Annotated in this window: 21 protein-coding genes; 4 read left to right on the forward strand and 17 right to left on the reverse strand. The window is 67.2% G+C overall.

The window, feature by feature from the left end; genetic code table 11:
• Positions 1-214 precede the first annotated feature (214 nt).
• Positions 215-2,323 (forward strand): TonB-dependent receptor family protein, encoded by a 2,109-nt coding sequence (locus tag AC1VXD_RS13285; protein WP_482992437.1) that lies wholly within the window; start codon positions 215-217, stop codon positions 2,321-2,323.
• 39 nt (positions 2,324-2,362) lie between these two features.
• On the opposite strand, the gene AC1VXD_RS13290 is transcribed toward AC1VXD_RS13285, so the two are convergent.
• From AC1VXD_RS13290 to AC1VXD_RS13300, 3 genes are all read right to left on the reverse strand, one after another.
• The gene (locus tag AC1VXD_RS13290; RefSeq protein WP_482992438.1) at positions 2,363-2,881 is read right to left on the reverse strand and encodes a hypothetical protein; all 519 of its coding nucleotides are present in this window, start codon (positions 2,879-2,881) and stop codon (positions 2,363-2,365) included.
• Between the two features lie 70 nt (positions 2,882-2,951).
• Positions 2,952-3,731, reverse strand: a complete 780-nt coding sequence (locus tag AC1VXD_RS13295; protein ID WP_482992439.1) for a hypothetical protein — start codon at positions 3,729-3,731, stop codon at positions 2,952-2,954.
• Between the two features lie 79 nt (positions 3,732-3,810).
• Positions 3,811-4,392 carry a TetR/AcrR family transcriptional regulator gene (locus tag AC1VXD_RS13300; RefSeq protein ID WP_482992440.1) on the reverse strand — a complete coding sequence of 194 codons (582 nt, stop codon included), beginning with the start codon at positions 4,390-4,392 and terminating at the stop codon, positions 3,811-3,813.
• A 68-nt stretch (positions 4,393-4,460) separates the two neighbouring features.
• Here AC1VXD_RS13300 and AC1VXD_RS13305 point away from each other — a divergent pair, with 68 nt between their 5' ends.
• Complete coding sequence (locus tag AC1VXD_RS13305) at positions 4,461-5,006, forward strand: thioesterase family protein (protein ID WP_482992441.1); 546 nt, start codon at positions 4,461-4,463, stop codon at positions 5,004-5,006.
• Positions 5,007-5,015: 9 nt separating this feature from the next.
• Here AC1VXD_RS13305 and AC1VXD_RS13310 read toward each other — a convergent pair whose 3' ends face one another.
• The 7 genes from AC1VXD_RS13310 to AC1VXD_RS13340 form a co-directional block, all read right to left on the reverse strand.
• Positions 5,016-5,483, reverse strand: coding sequence for a hypothetical protein (locus AC1VXD_RS13310; protein ID WP_482992442.1), 468 nt, complete (start codon positions 5,481-5,483; stop codon positions 5,016-5,018).
• A gap of 31 nt (positions 5,484-5,514) precedes the next feature.
• On the reverse strand, positions 5,515-6,309 hold the full coding sequence (locus tag AC1VXD_RS13315) for an SGNH/GDSL hydrolase family protein (protein ID WP_482992443.1): 795 nt from the start codon (positions 6,307-6,309) through the stop codon (positions 5,515-5,517).
• Positions 6,310-6,317: 8 nt separating this feature from the next.
• Positions 6,318-6,737, reverse strand: a complete 420-nt coding sequence (locus AC1VXD_RS13320) for a hypothetical protein (RefSeq protein WP_482992444.1) — start codon at positions 6,735-6,737, stop codon at positions 6,318-6,320.
• 170 nt (positions 6,738-6,907) lie between these two features.
• Positions 6,908-9,295: a GH92 family glycosyl hydrolase gene (locus AC1VXD_RS13325; protein ID WP_482992445.1), complete on the reverse strand. Its 2,388-nt coding sequence runs from the start codon at positions 9,293-9,295 to the stop codon at positions 6,908-6,910.
• Positions 9,296-9,494: 199 nt separating this feature from the next.
• A complete protein-coding gene (locus AC1VXD_RS13330; RefSeq protein ID WP_482992446.1) occupies positions 9,495-9,821 on the reverse strand; it encodes a hypothetical protein in 327 nt (108 codons plus the stop codon).
• 181 nt (positions 9,822-10,002) lie between these two features.
• Complete coding sequence (locus AC1VXD_RS13335) at positions 10,003-12,465, reverse strand: S9 family peptidase (RefSeq protein ID WP_482992447.1); 2,463 nt, start codon at positions 12,463-12,465, stop codon at positions 10,003-10,005.
• Between the two features lie 201 nt (positions 12,466-12,666).
• Positions 12,667-12,996 carry a hypothetical protein gene (locus AC1VXD_RS13340; protein ID WP_367382611.1) on the reverse strand — a complete coding sequence of 110 codons (330 nt, stop codon included), beginning with the start codon at positions 12,994-12,996 and terminating at the stop codon, positions 12,667-12,669.
• A gap of 153 nt (positions 12,997-13,149) precedes the next feature.
• Between AC1VXD_RS13340 and AC1VXD_RS13345 the strand changes: the two genes are divergently transcribed.
• Both AC1VXD_RS13345 and AC1VXD_RS13350 read left to right on the forward strand, forming a co-directional pair.
• Entirely contained in the window at positions 13,150-13,926 is a 777-nt protein-coding gene (locus AC1VXD_RS13345) for a HipA family kinase (protein WP_482992448.1), read from the forward strand.
• Positions 13,904-14,296, forward strand: a complete 393-nt coding sequence (locus AC1VXD_RS13350) for a DUF3037 domain-containing protein (RefSeq protein WP_482992449.1) — start codon at positions 13,904-13,906, stop codon at positions 14,294-14,296. Before AC1VXD_RS13345 ends, AC1VXD_RS13350 begins: the two co-directional genes overlap by 23 nt.
• A gap of 100 nt (positions 14,297-14,396) precedes the next feature.
• On the opposite strand, the gene AC1VXD_RS13355 is transcribed toward AC1VXD_RS13350, so the two are convergent.
• From AC1VXD_RS13355 to AC1VXD_RS13385, 7 genes are all read right to left on the reverse strand, one after another.
• Positions 14,397-15,749, reverse strand: a complete 1,353-nt coding sequence (locus AC1VXD_RS13355) for a serine hydrolase domain-containing protein (RefSeq protein ID WP_482992470.1) — start codon at positions 15,747-15,749, stop codon at positions 14,397-14,399.
• 149 nt (positions 15,750-15,898) lie between these two features.
• Positions 15,899-18,439, reverse strand: coding sequence for a membrane-bound PQQ-dependent dehydrogenase, glucose/quinate/shikimate family (locus tag AC1VXD_RS13360; RefSeq protein ID WP_482992450.1), 2,541 nt, complete (start codon positions 18,437-18,439; stop codon positions 15,899-15,901).
• A 213-nt stretch (positions 18,440-18,652) separates the two neighbouring features.
• Positions 18,653-21,367: a DNA gyrase subunit A gene (gene gyrA / locus AC1VXD_RS13365; RefSeq protein ID WP_482992451.1), complete on the reverse strand. Its 2,715-nt coding sequence runs from the start codon at positions 21,365-21,367 to the stop codon at positions 18,653-18,655.
• 236 nt (positions 21,368-21,603) lie between these two features.
• A complete protein-coding gene (gene mtnA, locus AC1VXD_RS13370) occupies positions 21,604-22,668 on the reverse strand; it encodes an S-methyl-5-thioribose-1-phosphate isomerase (RefSeq protein ID WP_482992452.1) in 1,065 nt (354 codons plus the stop codon).
• A 47-nt stretch (positions 22,669-22,715) separates the two neighbouring features.
• Complete coding sequence (locus tag AC1VXD_RS13375) at positions 22,716-23,414, reverse strand: DUF3011 domain-containing protein (protein ID WP_482992453.1); 699 nt, start codon at positions 23,412-23,414, stop codon at positions 22,716-22,718.
• 174 nt (positions 23,415-23,588) lie between these two features.
• Positions 23,589-24,533: an EF-P lysine aminoacylase EpmA gene (gene epmA / locus AC1VXD_RS13380; protein ID WP_482992471.1), complete on the reverse strand. Its 945-nt coding sequence runs from the start codon at positions 24,531-24,533 to the stop codon at positions 23,589-23,591.
• A gap of 8 nt (positions 24,534-24,541) precedes the next feature.
• Positions 24,542-25,027: a GNAT family N-acetyltransferase gene (locus AC1VXD_RS13385; protein ID WP_482992454.1), complete on the reverse strand. Its 486-nt coding sequence runs from the start codon at positions 25,025-25,027 to the stop codon at positions 24,542-24,544.
• Between the last annotated feature and the right edge of the window lie 15 nt (positions 25,028-25,042).

The raw sequence follows: 25,042 nt of genomic DNA on the forward strand, positions 1-25,042 counted from the left end.
GCGGCGCGGCCGGCGGGGGGCCGCGGCGGCCGCCTCCCAGGCCCCCGCCCGCCGCCCCCCCACTACCGGGGATCTCTGCGCCGCCGGGCACGGCCCGGCGCTACCCGGCAATCCATGTAGAGCCGAGCCCACGCTCGGCTTTGCTTTCAGGGGTGACGTACCGCCCGCGACCTGTTAACTTGCGCGCCACTTTCGTGGTTTACAGCCTGTCCGCATGTCGCACTCGTCTTACCGCCCCACGCCCTCCCTGCTGTTCCTGGCCGTTTCCCTCAGCCTTGCCGCCACCGCCCACGCCGCTCCGCAGGCCACCACGCTGGACGCGGTGCAGGTCACTGCCGCCGATGCCAGCGCCCAGGCTCGCGCGGCGCTCAAGCGCGTGCCCGGCGCCAGCAATGTCATCGACGTCGCCAAGGCCGACAGCCGCCTGTCCAGCAGCGCCGATGTACTGGCCTACCAGCCCGGCATCAGCGCGCAATCGCCGGGCAACGAGGGCACCAAGGTGTCGATCCGCGGCTCGGGCATCAACCGTGGGCCGGGCGCGCATGCCTCGGGCATTGCTCTCTCCCTCGATGGCCTGCCGTTGACCGGCCCGGGCGGCACCCCCTACGAACTGCTGGAACCGCTGTGGCTGTCGCGCGTGGAGGTACTGCGCGGCGCCAATGGTTTCGAGCGCGGCGCGTTGGCGCTGGGCGGTGCCATCGACTATGTCAGCCGCAGCGGCCGCGATTCGGCCGGCGTGCAGCTGCATTACGAGGCCGGCAGCCGCGGCTACCAGAAGCGCGGGATCAGCTGGGGCGGCGTCAGTGGTGATGTCGACTACTTCCTGGCCTACACCGACAGCGAGTTCGACGGCTACCAGCGCCACGCGCGCGGCGACGGCAAGGGCGCGATGGCCAACATCGGCTGGCAGATCAGCCCGGACCTGCAGACGCGCTTCTTCGTGCGCTACCGCGAGACCAATCACGAAACGCCCGGGCGCCTGACCCGCAACCAGATCCGCAATGACCCGCGCGCGGCCAACCCGGCCAACCTCGCCATCGATGCGCGCCGCCCGCAGCCGGGCAGCACCTGGATCGGCAACATGACCACGCTGCAGATCGACGAGGATTCCTCGCTGCAGGCCGGGCTGGCCTACCACAAGTACCCGATGGACCTGGGCGAGAGCCTGTACCGCCAGCAGCTGGACTACGCCGACCTCAACGCGACGCTGGACTACCGCCGCCGCCATCCGCTGTTCGGCCTGGACAGCGAAACCACCGTCGGCCTGCGCGTGACCCACGATCTGGATGCCAACGTGCGCGAGTCGCTGCGCTTTGCCAGCAATGGCTATGCGGCCGGCACGCACACGCGTGATTTCCGCCATCTCGGCACGCAGAGCACGCTGCACATCGGCAACACTCTGGCCGTGAGTGATCGCCTGCGCGTGCAGACCGGTCTGGCCCTTATCAACACCCGCAGCGATGTGCAGGTGACCTGGCCCACCAGCGGTGGCCGCCTGCGTGACCACGACTGGGATTACGCGCCACGCCTGGGCTTCACCTGGCAGCACAGTGCGCAGATGCAGTGGTTCGGCAACCTCAGCCGCTCGGTGGAAGCCCCGCACCCGTGGTCGATGATCTGGGGTTCGAACCAGTTCTTCGGCGCCGGCAACGGTCCGTCAACCGGCCGCCAGAGCACGCCGGTGGCGATGCAGAACCAGGCCGCCACCACGCTGGAACTGGGCGCGCGTGGCGAGGCCGCGCTGGGCCGCTGGGAACTGACCGGCTACTACGCGCACGTGAACCACGAACTGCTGAGCGTCGAGCTGCAGCCGGTGCCGAACCTGTTCGTGGCCGAGAACAACGCGAGCCCCACCGTGCACCGCGGCATCGAGGCCGGGCTGGACAGCACGCTGTGGCAGGGCGTGCCGGGCCGTCTGTCGCTGCGCCAGGCCTACACCTTCAGCGATTTCCGCTACCGCCACGACGCGCGCTTCGGCAGCAACCGCCTGCCCGGCCTGCCACAGCACAGCTACCAGGCCGAACTGCGCTTCGACTATGCCTCCGGCCTGTATGCCGCACTGAACACCGAATACGCCTCGCGCATCGCGGTGGACTATGCCAACAGCTATTGGGCCGACAGCCACGTGATCTTCGGCAGCCGCATCGGCTACGACGCGCCGGGCGGCCGCTGGCAGGCGTGGGCGGAGATGCGCAACATCGGTGACCGCCATTACGCGGCCACGGTTACGCCGGGCTACAACGACGCGGGCAAGGATGTCGCGCGCTCGACGCCGGGCGAAGGCCGCGGCGTATATGCAGGGGTACGCTGGCGCTTTGATTGAGCGCCAGCGTGGAAACGCCGGGCATTGCCGGGCGCTGCCTCAGGCGATGCGCCAGCGTGGCAGCTGCTCGCTGCGCCTCCAGATGACCGGGGCCGCTGCCATCAGCAGCAGGGCCATCAGCCAGCGCGGCGAGGTGCTCAGCAGGCCATCGACCCACCCTGCTTCGACCACCGGCTGCACCTCCTGCCAGGGGCTGTAGCCCAGGTAGAGCACGCTGCCGGCGCGCCACACGAACACCAGGCCCATCGCCGCCAGGAACAAGGCCGTGCTGCGGCAGGTCCAGCGCTGCGAGGGCGTTCCCCACTCGCGGGAAACGGCGAACAGCACGCCGATGATCAGCGTGGCCATCAAGGCCACCAGACCTAGGTCGACCTTGCGGCCAATGCGTTCATACGTGCAGGCACGGCACGATGCCTCCTCGGTGGCGGCAGCCACTTCAGCGACCGACTCGCTTCTCGCCGACGGCGACTGTGCCATCGCGCTGAACGACATCACCAGCGCGAACATCGCACCGAGCATCCAACACACCACCTTTGTCCTGCATGCAGCCATGTCCATGTGCTTCTCCTTTGCAATGAAGTTTCTTCCTGTGCGGGCAACTCAGTGCCCGGCACTCCTTTTCACCAACTTACAGCGCCTGCACCACCTGCATCAGGCTGACCGCCTCCGGTGCCAGCTGCTGTGCACCCCAGCCCAGCGCGGCGAACAACACCACCAGGCCCAGCAGCGGCCAGAACGTGTGCGACAGGCACAACCGCCACCAGCCCTGCGCGCCCATGCCCTGCATGAGCCGGTACAGGCCACCGACAATGGCGGCGTCCACCAGCAGCTCGGCCATCAGCACCGGTGCCGACCACACCACCCAGACGCTGGCCAACAGCACGGTGGCCACCAGCGCGATAAGACCGAGCACGGCAAGCAGTGGCAGCCCGGCCTCACCGTCTGCAACCTCCAGCAGGGACGCGCCATCGGCATCGGCGATGGATGGGGTCGAGGCTTCAGCCCACGACGCAGATGCGCCGCCGCCACCAGAGTGGCCGCCGCTGCCGCCCCACGAAGGGCCTGCGCGTGGGGAGCTGCCACCGCATCCGCCATTGCCGGCGATCTCGGCAGCACCGTCAGCCACCGCATCCCAGCGCCAGCGGATCCAGAGCCACATCAGCAGCAGGAACACGGCATAGGCCAGCAGCACTGCCAGCGGGTAACGCAGCAGCATGCTGTCCAGGCCGACCAAGCGCAGCGCATGCGAGGCGAGGAAGCCGGCGCCACCGGTCAGCAGCACGATCAGCGCCATCTGCAGGCGCGGCCATCCGTGGTACTGCAGCTGCCGTCGCGCGCGGGCGACTTCACTGCTGCGTGTCGTCGGCAGCTTCAACGGCGTGCTGTTGAAGCGTCTGGTCTGTTTCATGCCGACACTGGGCCGGACCAAAGGGAGTGCAGCATGCGGACATCCTTGCCGGGCACGCGTGGGTGCGTTCGGGTCGATTCTAGCGTGTGGGCGGCGCGGCTGCCTTCAGCAGCTGGGCGGCCACCTGGTCGAACGGGGCGATGTCCTGCAGCGCACGGCTCATGGCCACCGCACCTTCCACGCTGGCGATGACCAGGCTGGCCAGCGCGGCCGCCTGCTCCGGTGCATGGCCGTCGGCCACGAAGGCGTGGGATAGATGCCCCTGCCAGCGCGCGAACACTTCGGCCGCCGCCGCGCGTGGCTGGCTTGCGACCGCTTCCACCGGTTCTTCCACCGCCGCGGCCAGCACCGGGCAGCCGGCGCGGAACTGCGTGCGCAGCAGGCGCTCGCGCCACATCGCCAGGAACTGCTGCAGGCCCTGCACCGCGCCGCCACGCAGCAGCTCCACCAGCAGGGTCTCCACCTTGTCGCCTGCCATCTGCGTGGCGCGGGCCAGCAGCTCCTGCTTGCCACCCGGGAAATGGTGGTAGGTCGAGCCCAGCGGCGCCTCGGCCAGCTTGGTCACCTCACGGATGCTGGTGGCATTGAGCCCGACCCGCGCCAGCATCTGGGCGGCCGCATCGATCACGCGCTGGGGGGCATCGGACGCTCGCGGGCTCATGCGCTCACCTTGCTAGGACAGTCGTCATAGATTAGCGTATCGGCCGTAGTATAACAGTCGTCATAGTCATGAATCTCTGGTTCCGCCTGCTCCACCTGCTGCTGTGCAGCCTGTTCCGGCCGAAACTGGACGCCCCGTTCGGTGTCTCGCGGCTGCCGTTCCGGGTGCTGCCCAACGATCTGGACAGCAACCTGCACATGACCAACGGCCGCTACTGGAACATTTTCGACCTGGGCCGGCTGGACCTGATCCTGCGCATGGACCTGGGCAAGGTGGCGCTGCGTGAGAAGTGGGCACCCATCGTCGGCGCAGGCACCATCCAGTTCCGGCGCGAGCTCAAGCCGTTCCAGGAATTCACCCTGGAAACGCGGCTGGCCGGCTGGATCGGTACGCGCATCATCATGGAGCAGCGCGTGCTGGTCGGGCCCGAGCAGAAAGTCGCCACCCGCGCGCTGCTGGTCACCGGCATCTACGATCGCCGCGCGCGAAGCTTCGTCGGCATGGAGCGGATGATGGCGGCCATTGGCTGCGATACGCCGCCCTCGCCGCCGCTGAGTGCGGCCGCGCAGGCGCTGCTCGCGGCAGATACGGCGCTGAAGCGCGACGACGACTGAGCAGCTGCTTTACAGCGCCTTCCTCAGTACTTCCTGCAGGCGGCGCTTGTGCGACTCCACCACTTTCCAGTTCCAGTCGCATACCGGCGGAACGTCCAGCGCGCCGCGCTCGCGGGCCAGTGCGGCACGCTCGGTCAGGGCCTGCACTTTCGCGCTGACGTTCGCATCGATGGCCATCGGCAGCAGGATCGAGATCAGCCCCCAGCCGGACACCATGGCGCGCGCGGATTCACCGCGCCCCGTGTCGAAGGGGCGAACACGCACGGCGCCGCCCATGTCCGCGTACTGCACGCCGATCAGCAGCATGCCGCCTGAGACCCACTGCAATGCCCTGCCGTGCTCGCACAGCGCCTCGGCAGAATCATAGCGGCGCGGCTGCTCGCCGGCGCTTGAATAGAGCTCGGTGACCAGCACCGGACTGCGCTTGAACACGGCGCGCGCCACGGCCTCGAGCACGTTGTAGGAGACAGCTGCCATCGTGCGCCTGCGGTAAGCGCCTGCGACGCGCTCAGCGGCGCGACGCCGGGACCGCCTCCAGCGCGCGTGAGATGGCCGCTTCGGCCAGCGGCGCCATCACCGCGTAGCCCGCGGCGGTGGGATGGACGCCGTCAAAGGCCAACGACCGGTCAATTCCGCCTGCTGTATTGGTCAGCGCGCTGTAGTAATCCAGATACACAACGCCCTTCGCGGCAGCGTACCGCTCAAGCGCAGCGTTCAATGAACGCACCTTGGGTGCGGGCGAGGTACCGGGCAGCCAAGGGTAATCACTCACGGGCAGCACCGAGGCAAGGACCACGCCAATGCCGTGCGCCCGGGCGAGGTCCACCATCGCATGCAGGTTGTCTTCGATCATGGGCTGGGTGGCCAGCCCGGTATTGCCCGCCAAGTCATTGGTTCCTGCCAGAATCACCACCACCTCGGGCTTGAGGGCAATGACATCCTGGCTGAACCGCAGCAGCAGCTGCGGCGACGTTTGCCCGCCAATACCGCGGTTGATATATCCCTTGCCTGGGAAGAACGTGCTGGGGTCTTTTTCGCCCCAGTTCTGAGTGATCGAATCGCCATAGAACACGATCCGGGGAATACCTGGCTGTTTCGCTGGCAGGCGCGCGTTCGCCTCGCGGTAGCGGCTGAGCTCCGGCCAGTCGGCAAGTCGTTGCTGCATGCCAGTCACTTCTGCAGGCGTTACTGCTGAGGCAGGCTTGGTCAGCAATGGATTGATCGCAACGGCGCCCGTCTGCGCATGTGCGTGCAGTGCGCAAAAAGCGGCGAAGGCTGCGATGCAGCTGCGGATCAGAATCATGCGAGAACTCATGTGTTTTCCAGTAAGAATTGACTGATCTCCCGCCGCAGATCGAGGTCGTCGGTCTGCCTGGCGGCTTCGTCGGCGAGCAGCGCGAACTCATAACCACGCCCGGTCTCGCCTTGGTCGATATGACGCCGCGCCAGTTCCAGGCAGATCGACGCTTCGCCTTCGATCACGCCCAGCTGGCGCGCCTGGGTCAGCGCGCGCTCGTAGTAGCCGATGGCCACGCCGCTGTCGCTGGTGAAGTCACCCAGGGTTTCCCAGAGGAAAGGATGGTCGCGGCCTTCCACCGCCATCGCATCGCAGTACTGCCGCAGCTCGTCGTGCAGCCGCCACTGGCTGCGGGTATCGCCGTGGGTGCTGGCATTGGCCATTTCAACCGCCACGCCCAGTACGTGCTCGTACACGTCCTGTGGAATTTCCATGGGAACCTCCTGCCGCTTGTCTGTAGCACGGTCAGGCTAGCACGGCCGGGTGGTGATTCATCCACACATGGCGTGGCACCGCATCCACGCATGGCGTGGATCTACTGGCCGGGTGGATGCCGGCCGTGCGGTGGTTCATCCACGCATGGCGTGGATCTACCGGGGTGGATTTAGCGGGGGCCGTGCGAAGGCGGTACGTCCTGCGCGCCCCACTGCTCGTTCTTCGTGCTGCCCAGCTCGAAGTCCAAGGTGCCGCCACGCTGCACGAAGCTGGCCGGCAGCCAGCTCGCAGTGCTGACCTTGCCATTCACCTGCAGCGACTGCACGTAGGGCGCATCCATCGCCGCGCCGCGTGCGCGCACCACGATCTTCGCGCCTGGGCGGGTGATCACCGCTTCGGTGAACAGCGGGCTGCCGATCACCAGGTCTGCGCGGCCCGGGTACAGCGGGTACAGGCCCAGCGCCGACCACACGTACCACGAGGACATCTGGCCGAGATCGTCGTTGCCGGGCATGCCCTCGGGCGTGTTGGTCCAGATCTGGCGCATCGCCTGGCGCACGGTTTCCTGCGTCTTCCATGGTTGGCCGAGGAAGTTGTACAGCCACGGCGCGGCGATGGACGGTTCGTTGTCCAGTTCGGCGTGCAGCGGGCCGGACCTGGTCACGGCCCACGCACCGCCGGGCTTGCGGAAGAACGCATCGAGCCGCGCGATGCTGGCCTCGCGGCCGCCCAGCGCCTCGAACAGGCCGGCCGGATCGAACGGCACCATCCACAGGTACTGCGCGCCACTGCCTTCGACGAAACCATCATCGGCGGCCGGATCAAACGCCAGCCAGCTGCCATCAGCGTTGCGCGGCTGGATGTAGCCCTGCTGCGCGGTGGCCTTGGGGTTGTAGAGATTGCGCCACCAGCCGGAACGCTCACGGAACTGCCTTGCACCCTGCGCATCACCGGCTGCAAGCGCCAGCTCGGACAGGCCGAAATCGGCGCTGACCATTTCCAGCGTGTCGGCCGCACTGCCCCAGCCCGGCGCGCCTTCCGGCATGTACTTCAGGGCCAGCCACTGGTCCAGGCCCGGGCGCTGGCCCACGCACAGCACCGGGCAACCGCGCTTGTCCAGATCACGTGCGGTGGGCACCGTGGCCGCCTTTTTCAGCGAGGCGTAGGCGCTCTGCAGGTCGAAGCTGCGGCCGCCGAAGGCATGAATGGCTGCCACCGATGGCGGCGACGGATCCCCGTTCATCACACCAGTGGCGCCGGTGATGTGGGTCCAGCGATCCCAGACGCCGCCATTCTGATCGGCCTGGTTGAGCAGCGACTGCGCCACGTCCGAGCCCACCTGCGGCTGCAGCAGGGTCAGCAGCTGCAGCTGCGAACGGTACACATCCCAGCCCGAGTAATTGGCATACTGCGCCTGCTGCCGCTTGGCCAGCGCATGCACCTTGCCGTCCATGCCGCGGTAACGGCCGTCGCCATCGCTGTGCAGGTTGGGCGCCAGCATGGCGTGGTACAGCGCGGTGTAGAACACGATGCGCTCGTCGGGCGTACCGCCCTGCACCCGCACCTGGCCCAGCAGTTCGTTCCACCTTGCACGGGTGGCCGCCTGCGTGGCCGCCACGGTCGTGCCCTGCGGGCTCTCGCGGCGCAGGTTGGCGCGCGCACCGGCTTCATCCACGTAGGAAATGCCGATGCGTGCAGTCACCTGCGGCGTGCGCTTGGCATCGAAACTGATCCAGCCGCCGGCGCCCTTGCCTGCCGGTGGGTGGCCCTTGCTGCCATAGGTGGTGCCACCGCCGCCTTCGCGCGCGCCGGCCTGCACGGTGTCATCGCGCCAGGTGCCGCCCACTTCGAACGGCTGGTCGAACTCGGCAACGAAATGCAGGGTGTAGTAGCTCTCGCGGCGGTCCTCGGCGAGGTAGCCGCAGAAGTTGCCGCTGGTGACCGAGCCGCGCACGGTGCGCGTGGCCGGGTCAATGATGATGGTCGAATCACTGCTGCCCACTTCGCTGTCGGAGGTACGGAACAGCAGGTTGGCCGGCTTGTCGGCCGGGAACTGGAACTGGCCTACCGCCGTGCGCGCCGTGGCTGCCAGGCTCACGGCCACGCCGTTGTCGAGGGTGAGCGTGTAGGCGCCGGGGCTGGCGCTCTCCTTCGCGTGGTCCAGCAGGCTGGTGTAGCGCACGCCGGCATCGGCCGACGACGGCGAGAGCTCCACCGGCAGCGTTACCGGCATCAACGGAACATCGCCGCTGGCGCCGGTGCAGCCAGTGCCATTGACGTGGGTGAGGCTGAAACCGCGCACGCCGTTGCTGCGCCACTCATACCCACCGGGCGCGGCAATCGGGAAGCGCTTGCCCGGCAGTGCGGTCATTTCCGGACTGAAGGCCACCATGCCGAAGGGCACCGTCGGCCCGGGGTAGACGTTGCCGGCGTTGGTGGTGCCGATGAAAGGATTGACCTCGGCGGCCAGGTCCTGCGCGGGTGCCCTGGCGGCCAGCAACGGCAGCGGGGACAGCGTCAACACAGCGGAAACGACCACCAGCAACGAACGGGACATCGACAACTCCAGTGGAAGGAGGCACCCACGCGCCTTGAACCATTGAGGGTAGTACGCGCCCGAGCGCCCAGCGACGGGCCGGAGGTCATGGTTGGCGGTACCCGGTCACGATTGGCAGTCAGTACATCAACCGCCTTCAATGTAGAGCCGAGCCATGCTCGGCTGCTCTTGGCGAGCCAGCACCAGCGCCCGAGCGCGGTCAGTACGTGCCCTGCACGAACGGCTGCCCCGCCTGCGTGGTGGCGATGATCATCGCCACCGATTGATCGTTCTTGTGGAAGCCCGCCGAGCAGACTGCATCGCGGCCCTGGCCGCATTCGATCTCGGGGAAGTCCGGCAGCGGGGCCTGCCCTGATTCCGGCGGCGTGGCCTGCCAGCCCGCTGCATCAAGCAGACGCTTGGCCTTGGCATAGGGCATGCCTGCGGTTATGCCCAGCGCAGCCAGTTCATCCGTCATTTCCTGCGCCGACGCGATGGCCGGTGCGATGGCCAGTGACAGGAACACAGCAAGAACGATGGTTTTCATTGAGCGCATCCGTGGCAGACACCGATCTGCAGCGTACCGCAGCTTTGCGGCAACGCAATGGCAGGGCCAGCGAAGAGCCGAGCTTGCTCGACTGGCTTCTGCAGGCAGTCGAGCAAGCTCAACTCTACAAAAGCAGTCGAGCATCGCTCGACTCTACAAGGGCAATCGAGCAGGCTCGACGTTACTTCGCGTTCTTCACGTAGGTGTCGAACCAGTTCAGCATTTCCGACACCAGCTGCTCGTTCGATTCCAGCGCGGTGTACCAGTGCGGTTCGTTCGGCAGCATCACCAGGCGGGTGGTGCCGCCGTTGCCACGGATGGCCTGGTACAGCTTGCGCGACTGGAACGGCTCGGTGCCCGGGTTGGCATCGTCTTCGCCGTGGACCAGCAGCAGCGGCAGCTTGATCTTGTCGGCGTAGAAGAACGGCGAGGCCTTCAGGTAAACGTCCTGCGCCTGCCACACCGAGCGACGCTCATTCTGGAAGCCGAACGGGGTGAACGTCTTGTTGTACGAACCGCTGGTCGCCACGCCGGCCTTGAACAGGTTGGTGTGGGCGATCAGGTTGGCGGTCATCAGGCCGCCATGGCTGTGGCCGGTGACGCCGATGCGGTTGCGATCGACCACGCCCATGTCCACGGCCTTGTCCACCGCCGCCTTGGCGTCGGCTTCCAGCTGCTCCAGATAGGTGTCATAGGCGGTCTTCGGGTCGCCGACGATCGGGAACGAGGCGTTGTCGATGATCGCGTAGCCGGCCAGCAGCATCAGGCGGTACGGCTGCAGGCGGGTGAAGGTCTGCTGCGAACCGGACACCTGGCCGGCCTGGGCGGCGTTGGCGAAGTCGGCCGGGTACGCGTACAGGATCGCCGGCACGCGCTGGCCTTCCCTGTAGCCCGGCGGGGTGTACAGGGTGAAGGACAGATCCACGCCGTCGGCGCGCTTGTAGGTCACCAGCTGCTTCTTGATCTGGCGCACTTCCGGGGTCGGATCGACCAGCTTGGTCAGCGCGGTGGCGGTGGACGCGAACTGCGCCTCACCGTCCTTTGCTGCGGCAACCGCCTCGCCCTGCTGGCGCACGAACGCGTTCGGCGCGTCCATCACTGACTGGTGCCAGGTCAGGTAACGGCCCGGGGTGTTGCTGAAACCGAGGAACTGCTCGTAGGCATCGGCATCGCTGCGGAACAGGCGCTCGCTCTTCAGCGAACCCAGGTCCAGGCGGTCGAGGAACGGACGGTCGCCCTGCGGCGAAGCGCCCTGCCCGCGCAGGAACACGTAATTGCCTTCCTGGCGCACGACCGCAGCGCCGTTGGGCAAGCGCTTGAACACCAGGTTGCCCGGGTCGCCGTACAGCTCATCGCTGGACATGTCCCACAGCAGGCGACCTTCCTTCTTCGGCTGGTCGACATCGACGATGCGGGTCTGCACCCAGTGGCGGTTCTCGTCGTTCTCGAACATGAACGACACGGCCGGATCCGCCGACCAGGCCAGGCCTTCGAAACGCTGTGCGGTGCGGGCGATTTCCACCGGCTTGCCGTTGAACGGGGCCTTCAGCATCAGCACGCGGTCACGGTGCGGCACGCTCACCTTCCAGTCGCCCTTGTCCAGCGCTTCGGCATAGACCAGGGTGGCCGGATCGGTGGAGCGCCAGTCGAAACCACGCGGACCTTCCGGCACGCCATGCACCGGCACGCGGTCGGCCAGCGGCAGGCTGGCGATGGCGGTGGTCCTGCCACTGGCGATGTCCAGCACCGCAACATCGTTGGCGAAGCGCTGGTAGGTCACCGCGTGCGAGAACGGCGGCTTGATCGATTCCGTCAGCACGTGCACGCCATCGGGCGCGGCGCTGACGTCGTTGAAGATGGCGGCGCTGCCGACCGGGCGCACCTTGCCGCTGGTGGTGTCGACCACGGCCAGCTGCGAGGCGCCGTAGTAGGCGAACAGCTTTTCGTCATGCGCGCTGGTCAGCGTGTCGCGGGCTTCGTAGGTGCTGCTTTCGCCGCTGCTGCCCAGCGATTCCTGCGCGTCCGGGCCGGTCGGCACGCCGCCGTCGGAAGGGGCCGCGCCCTGGTTGGCCGGCACCAGCTTCACCAGCAGGTTCTGGCTGCCCCCCAGCCACTGCAAGGTGCTGCCGAAGATCGGATTGAGCTGCACGCCCGGCACCTGCTTGACCTGGCCGGTGGCTGCATCGCCCACCCACAGCTGCACGCTGGTATCGACCGCGTTCTGGAACGCGAAGTGGCTGCCATCGGCCGACCACTGCGCCGCACCGGCACAGCCCTGCGGCAGGTCAACCTTGGTGGTCTTGCCGCTGGCGATTTCCACCACGCTGAAATCGGCCACGCAGGCCGGAATGCCGTAACCACCGGGGGTGTCGTGGCGGCTGCGGTTCTTCGGTTCCAGGCGGACGCCGGCCAGCTTCAGGTAGGGCTGTGCCACGCGCGCGATGGACGGATAGGTCTGCGCGGTGGTCAGCAGCAGGCGCTGCCCGCTCGGGTCGACGTTCGGTGCCGGCGGCGGCGTAGCCTTCAATACCTTGAGCAGGTGCTCCGGCGGCTTTGCGTAATCGGCAAGCGCCGGACCTGCGGCCAGCAGGCCGACGGAGGCAACGGCAATGGCCGCCGCCAGAGAGGTGCGATGGCTGAGCATCCTTGATCCCCTGGGGTGTGATCGGGCACCCGCCAGACAGCGGGCATCGGCCGAATCTAGCACCCCGGGGGGGGGTGTGAATGGGCCGGAAGGACTAGTGGCCGGATGTTGCAAACCCCACCGGGCATGGCCCGGTGCTACCGGGCGCAGGGCTGATTGTCGGTAGCTCCGGGCCATGCCCGGCGTACATCCGCCCTGGCACTATTGCTGCGCGTGCAGGTCCCACGTGGTCAGGTAATCGGGGTCGACCACGATCTCGCCACCCGAGCGCAGCCGGTACTCACCCGGTTCCGCGGGGCGGTACTGGTCGAGCATCGGCGGCAGGTAACGTTCATGGCCATCGGCCTCGTCGGCCAGCACCACGCCTTCCTCGGCACTGATGCGCAGCACCGTACCCGAATACTGCTGCTGGTCCCGCATCTGGCCATCGCCGCCGTAGCGGGTAATGCCCACCAGCACCACTTTGCCGATCATCTCTTCGACCTTGGCGTCGTCCAGGGTCGGCAGCAGGGGAATGGATTCGTCATTCATGGGTACACCTCCAATGCCTGCAAGTACATCGTGGAAACGCTTGAAGGATGGCAGCTCTCGTACACCACGGCCATTCTGGCCGGTCATGTCTCCCCACGACTGGATGCTGACATCGCAGGCGGCAGGGTGGAGTGAAGACTGTAGAATCCGTTCATGCGCACCGTTCATGCACTCCGCTACATCACCCCGCTCCGCGAAGGGGGCTCGCTGCCCGCCGTGGTCGAGACCGACGACGACGGCATGGCGGTGCTCAAGTTCCGTGGCGCCGGCCAGGGTCCGAAGGCACTGATCGCCGAGCTGATCGCCGGCGAGATGGCCCGCGCGGTCGGCCTGCCGATTCCGGAAATCCTGTTTGTGGAGCTGGACAGCGAGTTCGCCCGTACCGAACCTGACCCGGAAATCCAGGACCTGATCCGCGCCAGCGAGGGCCTGAACCTGGGCCTGGATTACCTGCCCGGCGCGATCAACTACGATCCGGCCGCGATGCCGGCGGATGCCGACCTCGCGTCGCGCATCGTCTGGTTCGATGCGTTCACCAGCAATGTCGATCGCACCACGCGCAACCCCAACCTGATGGTCTGGCACCGCAAGCTGTACCTGATCGACCACGGTGCGGCGATGTACTTCCATCACGACTGGGCCAACGCCGGCGACGCCTGCGAAAAGCCCTTCGTGCTGATCCGCGACCACGTGCTGCTGCCGTTCGCCAGCCGCATTGCCGAGGTGGATGCCGAGCTGGCCGCGCGCCTGCCCGATGCGGAAATCGAGCGCATCGTCGGCCTGGTGCCGGACAGCTGGCTGGTGGACGAACCGGCCTTCGACAGCCCGCAGGCCTACCGCCAGGGCTACATCAACTATCTCAAGCACCGCCTGAATGTGCGTGCGGTGTTCGTGCAGGAGGCCGTCCGTGCCCACGCTGCACACGTATGACTATGCGGTCATCCGCGTGGTACCGCGGGTGGAACGCGAAGAGTTCATCAACGTCGGGGTGATCGTCTCCTGCCCCGGCGCACGGCATCTGGAAGCCGCGATCGAGATCGACGCCGGGCGCCTGCAGGCGTTCGCGCCGGCACTGGACCTGGAAGCTCTGCAGCCGTGGCTGGATGCCATCGTGGCGATCTGCCGCGGCGACGCCAACGCCGGCCCTATCGCACAGCTGCCCGCGCGTGCGCGCTTCCATTTCCTTACCGCCAAGCGCAGCTCGATCGTGCAGATGTCCAGCACGCACGTCGGCCGCACGGCCGATCCGGCGGGCGTGGTCGAGCACCTGATGACGAAGATGGTGCGGGTGCCGCGCTGACGGGGGGGTAGAGTCGACCGTTGGTCGACTGTCCCTCGCGACCCGCTGAAACCCCGCGCTGCGCGCGATAGTCGACCAACGGTCGACTCTACCGCTTGCGTTACAGCGGCAAGCGCCGCGCAATGTAGTTGACAACGTTGCCGACCGCATCCGGATCAACGTTGGCCAGGCCGATGACCACATAGCCCTGCTCGGGCAGCACCACGGTGGCACTGTTCGACCCCGGCGCCCCGCCCTCGTGCCCGTACTGGCGCTGGCTGCCCTGCCCCTGCACGACGAAGCCATAGCCATACCAGCCCTTGTGGTTCTGCGCGGTGGTCGCCTGCTGCAGCAGCGCCGGCGACAGCAACTTGCCGCCGCGCAGGGCCTCGCAGAACTTCAGCATGTCTGCGGCGGTGCTGTAGCCACCACCGGCCGACATGCCGCGCCAGGGCAGCGTCCTGGTTTCGCGTACCCACTGCCCGTCCTTCCTGGTATAGGCGATGGCACGGTGCGCAACATCCACGGTTTCCGGCTCGAACCCGGTAGCGGTCATTCCTGCCGGGCGCAGGATGTGCGCGTCCACGTAGTCGTAGTACGACTGCCTGGAAACGGCCTCGATGATGCGGCCAAGCACGATGAAGCCATAGTTGGAGTAGGCATCCTGGCTGCCGGGCGTGAACTGCGGCGCATCCTTGGCGAAGCGCTGCACGTAGTCATCCAGCGTCTTCAGCGAGGCCGAGTACTGGTCGAAATCATCGCCGAAGAAATCACCCAGGCCGCTGGTGTGGGCCAACAGATGGCGCACGGTCACGGTATCGGCGACGGCCTTGTTCGGATAGTCCGTCAGGTGCTTGCCGATCGTATCGTCCAGGCTCACTTTGCCGGCCTGCACCAGCTGCAGGATGGCCACCGAGGTGAACATCTTGTTGGACGAGGCCAGCCGGAATCGGGTCTGCGCATCGACCGCCTTGTTCGCGCTGCGGTCGGCCAGGCCTGCGTGCCAGTCCAGCAGCACGCGCCCGTTCCGCGCGACCAGCACGCTACCCGACAGCGCATCCTCAGCGGCCAAAGCGTCCAGCTTTGCACGGGCGTCGGCCATCAGCTGCGGCAAGCCGACGCGTGCGGGCTGGTACTTTTCCGGCGTGGGCGTGCCTTCCAGCTGGAACAACTGCAGTCGTTCCGGATGGGCAGGATCCATCTCCGCGGTCACCAGCATCGCACGCTCGGTCTGCTGCGCCAGCACCAGCAGCTTCGCCTGCAGTGGCGTGCTTTCACGCACCTCCAGCAGCTTCAGCGGGCCGGTCGACTCGCGGAACTCCAGATAGTCCTGCGGAGTGCTGCCTTCCTTCTTGGCGTAACGTTCGGCAAAGGTCTGTAGCCCCTCAAGGCTGCCGGCATTGAACGCTGCCAGCCAGTCATCGGCGGCACGTCGCGCCTCAGGAGCGGGCGCCGCAGCGTGCGCGGCGCCCATGCACAGCAGGATCAACAAGGCCCAGAGCAATGGGCGGGCGGAAAGACAGCGCACGAACATGGCGATTCCTTCGCAGACGAGGCGTGCGGCCATCCTAGCCCAACGCCAGCCCCGTGAGGGTGGCGTTGGGCTGTCGCCCACCCATCACGTCACTTCGGCAACGCGTACGCCATCACGTAATCGCCCTTCGGCGTTTCCATGAAGTGGTGCCCGGCCGCGACGATCACCACGTACTGGCGGCCGTCCTGTTCGTACACCATCGGGTTGGCCTGGCCACCGGCCGGCAGCTTGACGTGCCACAGCTCCTTGCCGGTCTTCAGGTCGATCGCGCGCAGCAGGTCGTCGGTGGCAGCGGCAATGAAGATCAGGCCGCTGGCGGTCACCACCGCACCACCATTGTTGGGCGTGCCAATCTCGATCGGCAGCCCGGAACGGATGCCGAACGGGCCATTGCCACGTGCACTGCCGAACGGACGGTCCCACAGCAGCTTGCCGGTGCGCAGGTCGACCGCGCGGATGCCACCGTAAGGCGGCTGCTTGCACAGCAGGCCAGTGAACGGCAGGCGCCAGCCAGCATTGACGTCGATGGCGTACGGCGTGCCCACCTGTGGGTCGCCGGCACCTTCGGCACCGCCCTTGTCGTGAGTGATCTCCTCGCGCGGCCGCCAGCCCTTGCGGTCGGCTTCGGCACGCGGCACCAGCCGGTTGTAGTTGGGCATGTCGTTGTAGTTGGCCACGATCACGCCGCGACGCGTATCGATGGCGACGCTGCCCCAGTCCGAGCCGCCGTTGTAGCCGGGGTATTCAATCGAATGATGATCGGCGCTCGGCGGCGTGTAGAAACCCTCGTAATGCGCCTTGCGGAACTGGATGCGGCACACCAGCTGATCAATCGGGGTGATGCCCCACATGTCCTGCTCGGTCAGGTCGTGCTCGCGGCGCAGCGTGTGGTACAGCGAGAACAGCTGGGTGGGCGAGCGCTGCTCCGGCTCGGCGCCACCACCGGGCACCTTGCGCTCTTCGGCCGGGGTCAGCAGCTGGCCGGTGCGCCGGTCGAGGATGTACATGTCGCCCTGCTTGGTCGGCAGCAGGATGGCCGGCACCTTGCCCTGCGCGGTCGGGTAGTCGATCAGGCTGGCCTGCGAACCCATGTCGTAGTCCCAGACATCCTTGCGCACGGCCTGGAAATGCCAGGCCGGCTTGCCGGTGGTCACGTCGATGGCCACCAGCGAGGTCGCGTATTTGTTCTGATTCTCGGTGCGCGAGCCGCTCCAGTAATCGCCTGCGGAATTGCCCATCGGCAGGTAGACCAGGCCCAGCTTTTCATCGCCGGTGGCAGTGGTCCACATGTTCGGCGTACCGCGCGTGTATTCCTTGCCCTGCGCGGGCAGGCCGGTCAGTTCCGGCTGGTCCATGTCCCAGGCCCAGCGCAGCTTGCCGGTCACCGCATCATAGGCCTGGATGACGCCCGAGGGTGCGTCACGGCGCTGGCCGTCCAGCACCTGGTGGCCGGTGACGATGACGCCGCGTACGATGGCCGGCGGCGAGGTGATGGAGACATAGCCTGGCGGCGTCTTGCCCATGCCCTGGGTGATGTCGACCTGGCCGTTGTTGCCGAAGTTGGCGCACGGCTTTCCGCTGTCGGCGTCCACCGCGATGATGCGGCCGTCCAGGGTGCCTTCGATGATGCGCGCGGTGCAGGCCGGGCGGTTGCCGGGCACGCTGGCTGCGCCCGGGGTCGGCGGCGGCGCCGGCAGTGCCAGATCGGCGGCCACGTCAGCCAGCGCGGCATCGACCACGGCGGCGCCACTGGGCTGCTCGTAATAGGACACGCCGCGGCACGCTGCGGTATAGGGAATCGAAGCGTCCTTCACCTTCGGATTGAAGCGCCAGATCTCCTTGCCGGTGCTGGCGTCGAGGGCGATCAGCTGGTTCCGCGCGGTGCACAGGTACAGGCGGTTGCCGATCTTCAACGGCGTGGTTTCCGCGCCCCAGCGGTTCTCCGGCAGGTCGCCGGTGCGGAACTGCCAGGCCGGCTGCAGCGTGGCCACGTTGTCCGGGGTGATCTGCTGCAGCGGCGAGAACCGCGTCGCGGCGTTGTTGCGGCCCCACGCGGCCCAGTCACCGTCAGCCGGTCGGTCGGAGGGCTGCAGGCCCGTGGTGTCCTCGGTGGGATCGATGCCGGTCGACGCAGCTGCGTCGGGGAACGGCTGGTCACCGCGCACTTCACCGTGCGGCACGAAGGCAAGCGCAAAGGCCGCCACGAAGACCAGCATCAGGACCGCCGCAACACCACGCGATGCGCGACGTGGGAAAGGCTGCTGCAACGTCGGCGCCAGCAGCGCCATCACGATTGCCAGTGCGGTCACCAGGCCCAGCCGTGGCACCCAGCGCCAGTAGGTGCTTCCCGATTCCCACCATGTCCACAGCAATGTGCCGACGAAGATGAGCACGAACAGCAGCGCGGCGCTGCGGCGGTTGCCCCACAGCAGTACGCCGCTGACCAGCATGGCGATGCCGGCGATGGCGTAGTACCAGGATCCACCCAGCGTGAGCAGCCAGACGCCCAGGCCGCCGATGACCGCGCCGAGCAGGATCAGCAGCAGGGAAAGGACGGTGGCCACCGGGTGTCGGCGACGCGGCGGGAGGGAGCGGTTGTCAGGGGGAACGGCAGAGGGGGCGGCAGGCATTTCAGGCTCCAGGGCGCGACCGGATGGTCGGTTGGACGGGGGGGCACTGCGGACGGCATCGTCCGCTGGTTCACCCACCGTTATCCGCCCCTGCCTGTGAAATGAATGCGTTTTTTGCGTGCGGCGACGCCCGTGCCGCGTTCTGGCCAGATCCCGCAAACAACGACGCCGGCACAAGGCCGGCGTCGTCAGGTACCACTCATCGCGGCAGGATCACTCCTGCGCGGCGTCCTCGCTGCTGGCAGCAGCCGGTGCGCCGTCGGTCGCGGCCGGGGCGGCGGCGGCCGCCTCGTCCTCGTCCTCGTCGATCGAGGCATCCATGCGCTCCACCGCCTGCAGCTTCTCGTCCTTGGACAGGCGGATCAGGGTGACGCCCTGGGTGTTGCGGCCGACGCGGCTGATCTCAGAGCCTCGGGTACGCACCAGGGTGCCGCCGTCGGAGATCAGCAGGACCTCGTCATCCGAGCCCATCAGCACCGCGGCGACCAGCTTGCCGTTGCGTTCGGTGGTCTGGATGCCGATCACGCCCTGGGTACCACGCCCCTTGCGCGGGTAGTCCGGCAGCGGCGTGCGCTTGCCGTAGCCGTTCTCGGTGGCGGTGAGGATGTACTGCACGCTGGCGTCATCGGCGCCGTCGATCACCGCATCGCCCGTGGCGGCGGCTTCCTCGACACCGTTGTCGTCCTCGTTCTCGTCCTCGCTGCCGCCGGCATTCTCGGCCACGATCAGGCTGACCACTTCCTCGCCGGCCGGCATCTTGATGCCGCGCACGCCGGTGGCGGTACGGCCCATCGAGCGGACCTTGTCCTCGCCGAAGCGCACGGTCTTGCCGTTGGAGGCAAACAGCAGGATGTCACGCTCACCGTCGGTCAGGCCAACGCCGACCAGGGCATCGCCCTCGTCCAGGTTGATCGCGATCTTGCCGCGGGCCAGACGGAAGGCGAATTCGCCCAGCGGGGTTTTCTTGACCGTACCGTTCTTCGTAGCGAAGAACACGAACTGGCCATCGGCGTATTCGCGCACCGGCAGCACGGCCTGCACGCGTTCGCCCGGTTCCAGCGGGATCCAGTTGATGATCGGACGGCCGCGGGCATTGGAACCGGCTTCGGGCAGCTGGTACACCGGCAGCCAGAACACCTTGCCCGAACTGGTGAAGGTCAGCAGCGTGTCGTGCGTGTTGACCAGCCACAGCTGTTCGATGAAATCCTCTTCCTTGGTCGACGCGGCACTGCGGCCACGGCCACCACGGCGCTGTGCGCGGTACACGCTCACCGGCTGGCGCTTCACGTAACCGGCGTGCGACACCGTGACCACCACGTCTTCCGGCGCGATCAGGTCGAGGATGTCCAGGTCTTCTTCGCTGTGGCGGATCTCGGTGCGACGCTCATCGCCGAACTCGGCCATGACGTTGACCAGTTCCTCGCGGATGACCTGGCGCAGGCGGTCGGGATCTTCCAGGATGTGGATCAGCCCGGCGATCACTTCCAGCAGCTGCCTGTACTCGTCGGTCAGGCGATCCTGCTCCAGCCCGGTCAGGCGGTGCAGGCGCATTTCCAGGATCTGGGTGGCCTGGATCTCGGTCAGCTGGTAGCCGCCCTCGATCAGGCCCACGCCCTTGGGCAGGTCGTCCGGACGCGAGGCTTCGGCACCGGCGGCGCCGAGCATCGAACCGACCAGACCCGGCTCCCACAGGCGGGCGAGCATGCGTTCGCGCGCTTCAGCCGGGTTCGGCGAGGTCTTGATCAGTTCGATCATCTCGTCGATGTTGGCCAGCGCGACGGTCAGGCCTTCCAGCACGTGGGCACGGGCGCGCGCCTTGCGCAGCTCGAACACGGTGCGCCGGGTGACCACTTCGCGACGGTGGCGGACGAAGGCCTCGAGCATCTGCTTGAGGTTCATCAACTGCGGGCGGCCGTCGACCAGCGCCACCATGTTGATGCCGAACACCGATTCCATCTGCGTCTGCTGGTACAGGTTGTTCAGCACAACCTCGGCAGATTCACCGCGCTTGATCTCGATGTAGATGCGCATGCCGTCCTTGTCGGACTCATCGCGCAGCTCGCTGATGCCGTCGATCTTCTTTTCCTTGACCAGCTCGGCGATCTTTTCGATCAGACGCGCCTTGTTCACCTGGTAAGGAATCTCAGTGACGATGATCGATTCGCGGCCGTTGTCGGCCACTTCGATATCGGCACGGGCACGGATGCGCACGCGGCCACGGCCGGTGCGGTAGCCGGCGACGATGCCGGCGGTGCCGTTGATGATGCCGGCGGTCGGGAAATCGGGGCCCGGGATGAACTCCATCAGGCCGTCGATATCGATGTCCGGATTGTCGATCAGCGCGATGCAGGCGTTGATCGATTCGGTCAGGTTGTGCGGCGGGATGTTGGTGGCCATGCCCACCGCGATACCGGCCGAACCATTGACCAGCAGGTTCGGGAACCGGGTCGGCATGACCGTCGGCTCCAGTTCCTTTTCGTCGTAGTTGGGCTGGAAATCGACGGTTTCCTTGTCGATGTCCGCCATCAGCTCATGCGCGAGGCGCGACATGCGCGCTTCGGTGTATCGCATCGCCGCGGCGGAGTCGCCGTCGACCGAACCGAAGTTACCCTGGCCATCGACCAGCATGTAACGCAGCGAGAACGGCTGTGCCAGACGCACCAGCGTGTCGTACACCGACTGATCGCCATGCGGGTGGTACTTACCGATGACGTCACCGACGATACGCGCCGACTTGAAGTAGGGCTTGTTGCTGTGCGCGTTCAACTCGTTCATCGCGAACAGCACGCGGCGATGCACCGGCTTGAGGCCGTCGCGCGCATCCGGGAGCGCGCGGCCCACGATCACGCTCATGGCGTAATCGAGGTAGCTCTTGCGCATCTCGTCTTCCAGGTTGACCTGGATGATTTCCTTGGCGGTTTCTGCCATTCGGGTTCCGTTGTCTGGTAGCGGTCCAGTCCGGCGCAGCCCTCTGCGGGAGGGGGTCGTGCCGGAACCTCGATTCAACCTGTGGATGCTACCACAACAGGCCGTTTTCCGCCTCCCTTTACGGGGATTTTACCGGCACAAATCAGGAACTTAGGGGTTGCCGGCCAGCGACCGGCACTACCGGGGCCGGGGTCAGAGCCCTTTCCTGCGGAAAGGGATCCGACCCCATGCCCGCGTCAGCCGCCGAAGGCGGCGCGCATGTTCTCGGCGGTCGGGTTCAGGATGACCCCGCGTTCGGTCACGATGGCGTCGATCAGCTCGCCGGGGGTGACGTCGAACACCGGGTTCCAGGCGGCGATGCCCTCGGCCACGGTGCGGGTACCGCCCACGCCATACAGCTCGCCCGGGTCGCGCTGCTCGATCTCGATCTGGCTGCCGTCCAAGGTGTCCATGTCCACCGTCGAGGACGGGGCCACGACCATGAACTTCACCCCGTGGTGCCGGGCGGCGATGGCCAGCTGGTAGGTGCCGATCTTGTTGGCGGTATCGCCGTTGGCGCAGATGCGGTCGGCACCGACGATCACCCACTGCACCGCACCGGTCTTCATCAGGTGCGAGGCGGCGGAATCGGCGATCAGGGTGGCGTCGATGCCGTCCTGCTGCAGCTCCCACACGGTCAGGCGTGCGCCCTGCAGCCACGGCCGGGTTTCACCGGCAAAGACGCGGGCGATGCGGTGCTGGGCCATACCGGCACGGATCACGCCCAGTGCGGTACCGAAGCCGGCAGTGGCCAGCGAGCCGGTGTTGCAATGGGTCAGCACGCCGCTGCCGGCGTCGATCAGGCCCGCACCCAGCGCGCCCATGTGGCGGTTGGCGGCCAGGTCTTCCTCGGCGATGGCCTGGGCTTCGGCTTCCAGCAGCGCCTTCCAGTCGGCATCGGCGGCGCTCAGGCAACGGCGCATGCGGGCCAGCGCCCAGGCCAGGTTCACCGCGGTCGGGCGCGAGGCGTTCAGCCGCTGCAGGGCCGGTTCGAGCTGCTGCAGGGCATGCGCGCCATCGGCGGCCTGGACCTCGCGTGCGGCCAGCACCACGCCCCAGGCGGCGGCGATGCCGATGGCCGGCGCACCGCGCACGGTCAGCGCGTGGATGGCGGCGGCGACGTCGTCGCTGTCACGGCAGACCACGTGTTCGACAACGAACGGCAGCTTGCGCTGGTCGAGCAGTTGCAGGGCATCGCCGGTCCACAGGATCGGGCGGATGTGATCGTAGCGGGCGTAGTCGAGGTCGGTGGCTGTGTTCATGGGCCCATTGTAGGGCCACGCCCCGCGTGGTTGGAGCCTGCCCGGGCTCAATTCACCGAGAAATCGGCGCGGCAGCCGCCGTCCACCCAGATGCCGTTGCGGCTCCAGCCCCAGGTCCTGCCTTCCTCGCAGGCTGTGCCGGAGAGCTGCTTGATGACCTTGGCCTCGGTGGAAATGGTGGCGCCGCAGAAGCGCCGCCGCTTGGACTTGGATTCGCAGGTCAGCTTGCGGGCCACGTCGACGAAGCGACCGGCATCGTCGGCCACTTCGAAATCGCCCTGGCAGCCCCGGCTGGTCCAGACTTCATTGCGCTTGTAGCCCCAGCCCTGCCCTTCGCGGCACGGCAGCACCGAAAGCTGGCGCAGCAGTCGCACCGGCGCGCCATCCAGCCGCACCGGGCAGCTCTGCGGGCGGCCATTGGATTCGCAGCGCACCACGCGGCGCACCAGGTGCTTGCTCTTGCCTTCGCCGGCAGCGCCGGAGCTGGCGGCACCTTCAGGGCCGCGCGCACGGAATTCGGCACGGCAGCCCAGGGTCACCCACACGCCACTGCGGTCGGTGCCCCACTCACTGCCACGGATGCAGGTGTTGCTCGACAGCTGGCGCACCAGGTCAACGCCGTTGCTGACGTCGATGTCGCAGTGCACCCAGCCCATGTCGCGCGATTCGCAGGTCACCACTTCGCCTTCGTAGCCCGCCGCCTGGGCAGACGCCGACGACGGCAGCAGGCCGCCCCATATCGCCATGGAGTACACCGGTGCCGCGACGACCGCAAACCACTTGACCAAAGCATTCCCCAACGGAGCGGATGAACCACGATGCCAGTGTCCTGCATCAGGCGTGATAAGACCATCATCGTGCTTGCTGAATCAAGCGCGAAACCCGTTGTTTTTATTCAGGCGCAGCGTGCGCGCGGTCGTTCAGGCGTGGGCGAAATCAAACGCAAGGACATCGGCGATGCGTGGCGTGCGGTTCATCGCCATCAGCAGGCGATCCACGCCGACCGCCACCCCTGCACAGGCCGGCATGGCAGGCAATGCGGACAGCAGTGCCTCATCCAGCGCAGGCTGCACCTGGCCGCGTTCGTGCCGGCGCTGCTGGTCGCGCTCGAAGCGCGCACGCTGTTCGCCGGCATCGTTCAGCTCGTGATAGCCGTTGGCAAGCTCGACCGCACCCAGGTACAACTCGAAGCGCTCGGCCAGCGGTGGCGTGCCCGCGCGGACGCGTGCCAGCGCGGCCTGGCTGGCCGGCCAGTCGTGGACCACGGTCATGACCGCGTCATCGAAGTGCGGTTGGATGCGATGGGTCATCAGCAGGTCCAGCCAGTCGTCGCGGGTCAGGCCAACCGGGTCGATGTGCACCTCACCCAGCGCCGCGCGCAACGCCGCTTCGTCCGCATCGAACGGATCGACGCCGGCGTGCTGCTGGAACAGTTCGCGGTAGCTGAGCACGCGCAGGGTTGCCGTGCGCCCGACCAGCGCCAGTGCTTCGCGCACCAGCTCGGCGGTTTCCTGCATCAGGCGATGGTGATCCCAACCGACGCGGTACCACTCCAGCATGGTGAACTCGGGATTGTGGCGACCACCGGCCTCGCCGTTGCGGAACACCCGGCCGAGCTCGTAGCAGTCGCCCACGCCGGCGGCGAGCAGGCGCTTGAGCGGAAATTCCGGCGAGGTGCGCAGCCAGCGGCGGCGGCCACCGGCATCGACGTGACCACTGAAATCGGTATGGAAACTGTCGATGTTCGGCTCGGTGTTGCCAGCCATCGACAGGATCGGCGTCTCCACTTCCAGCACGTCCCGCTCGGCAAAGAAGCGGCGCAGCAGCGCGTTGAGCGCGGCACGCTGCTGCAGCGCGCGCATCATGGCCTCGCTCACAGAATGCCCTCCGGGCGCGGATGGTCCAGCGGCAGGGTCAGCAGATCGCGGGTGTCATCGATGTAGCCGCTGGCCAGGTACAGGCGCCGCGCCAGCTCGTTGTGGTGATTCACCTCCAGGCGCATGCGGCTGACACTGCGCCCGCGCGCACGCTGTTCGCAGGTGGCCAGCGCCTGCTTGCCACGGCCGCGGCCGCGCGCGCGGTGCGCCAGATACAGCTCGTCCAGCAGCACGAAGTGACCGCCCTGCTCCAGGCTGAAGCCCATCGCGATCACCGCGTAGCCGCAGACCTCGCCCGCCTCATCCAGCCACAGCAGCACTTCGCCGTTGCGCGGGTCGGCCAGCAGCGCATCGACGCCGCGGCGTACGCGTGCGTCATCGAATTCGATCTTGTCCTCGGCGTAGAACTCGCGCATCAACGCGATCAGCACGTCCTCATCGGCGCGGGTGGCCAGGCGGAAATCCAGCGGGGCGGTCTGCATCGGGTGTCCTCTCGT

Source organism: Stenotrophomonas sp. STEN054 (assembly GCF_056854535.1).

Excerpts from the sequence above, each read along its gene's own strand:
- AC1VXD_RS13285 (WP_482992437.1), top strand. The coding sequence starts at position 215 with ATGTCGCACTCGTCTTACCGCCCCACGCCCTCCCTGCTGTTCCTGGCC.
- AC1VXD_RS13290 (WP_482992438.1), bottom strand. The coding sequence starts at position 2,881 with ATGGACATGGCTGCATGCAGGACAAAGGTGGTGTGTTGGATGCTCGGT.
- AC1VXD_RS13295 (WP_482992439.1), bottom strand. The coding sequence starts at position 3,731 with ATGAAACAGACCAGACGCTTCAACAGCACGCCGTTGAAGCTGCCGACG.
- AC1VXD_RS13300 (WP_482992440.1), bottom strand. The coding sequence starts at position 4,392 with ATGAGCCCGCGAGCGTCCGATGCCCCCCAGCGCGTGATCGATGCGGCC.
- AC1VXD_RS13305 (WP_482992441.1), top strand. The coding sequence starts at position 4,461 with ATGAATCTCTGGTTCCGCCTGCTCCACCTGCTGCTGTGCAGCCTGTTC.
- AC1VXD_RS13310 (WP_482992442.1), bottom strand. The coding sequence starts at position 5,483 with ATGGCAGCTGTCTCCTACAACGTGCTCGAGGCCGTGGCGCGCGCCGTG.
- AC1VXD_RS13315 (WP_482992443.1), bottom strand. The coding sequence starts at position 6,309 with ATGATTCTGATCCGCAGCTGCATCGCAGCCTTCGCCGCTTTTTGCGCA.
- AC1VXD_RS13320 (WP_482992444.1), bottom strand. The coding sequence starts at position 6,737 with ATGGAAATTCCACAGGACGTGTACGAGCACGTACTGGGCGTGGCGGTT.
- AC1VXD_RS13325 (WP_482992445.1), bottom strand. The coding sequence starts at position 9,295 with ATGTCCCGTTCGTTGCTGGTGGTCGTTTCCGCTGTGTTGACGCTGTCC.
- AC1VXD_RS13330 (WP_482992446.1), bottom strand. The coding sequence starts at position 9,821 with ATGAAAACCATCGTTCTTGCTGTGTTCCTGTCACTGGCCATCGCACCG.
- AC1VXD_RS13335 (WP_482992447.1), bottom strand. The coding sequence starts at position 12,465 with ATGCTCAGCCATCGCACCTCTCTGGCGGCGGCCATTGCCGTTGCCTCC.
- AC1VXD_RS13340 (WP_367382611.1), bottom strand. The coding sequence starts at position 12,996 with ATGAATGACGAATCCATTCCCCTGCTGCCGACCCTGGACGACGCCAAG.
- AC1VXD_RS13345 (WP_482992448.1), top strand. The coding sequence starts at position 13,150 with ATGCGCACCGTTCATGCACTCCGCTACATCACCCCGCTCCGCGAAGGG.
- AC1VXD_RS13355 (WP_482992470.1), bottom strand. The coding sequence starts at position 15,749 with ATGGGCGCCGCGCACGCTGCGGCGCCCGCTCCTGAGGCGCGACGTGCC.
- AC1VXD_RS13360 (WP_482992450.1), bottom strand. The coding sequence starts at position 18,439 with ATGCCTGCCGCCCCCTCTGCCGTTCCCCCTGACAACCGCTCCCTCCCG.
- gyrA (WP_482992451.1), bottom strand. The coding sequence starts at position 21,367 with ATGGCAGAAACCGCCAAGGAAATCATCCAGGTCAACCTGGAAGACGAG.
- mtnA (WP_482992452.1), bottom strand. The coding sequence starts at position 22,668 with ATGAACACAGCCACCGACCTCGACTACGCCCGCTACGATCACATCCGC.
- AC1VXD_RS13375 (WP_482992453.1), bottom strand. The coding sequence starts at position 23,414 with ATGGCGATATGGGGCGGCCTGCTGCCGTCGTCGGCGTCTGCCCAGGCG.
- epmA (WP_482992471.1), bottom strand. The coding sequence starts at position 24,533 with ATGATGCGCGCGCTGCAGCAGCGTGCCGCGCTCAACGCGCTGCTGCGC.
- AC1VXD_RS13385 (WP_482992454.1), bottom strand. The coding sequence starts at position 25,027 with ATGCAGACCGCCCCGCTGGATTTCCGCCTGGCCACCCGCGCCGATGAG.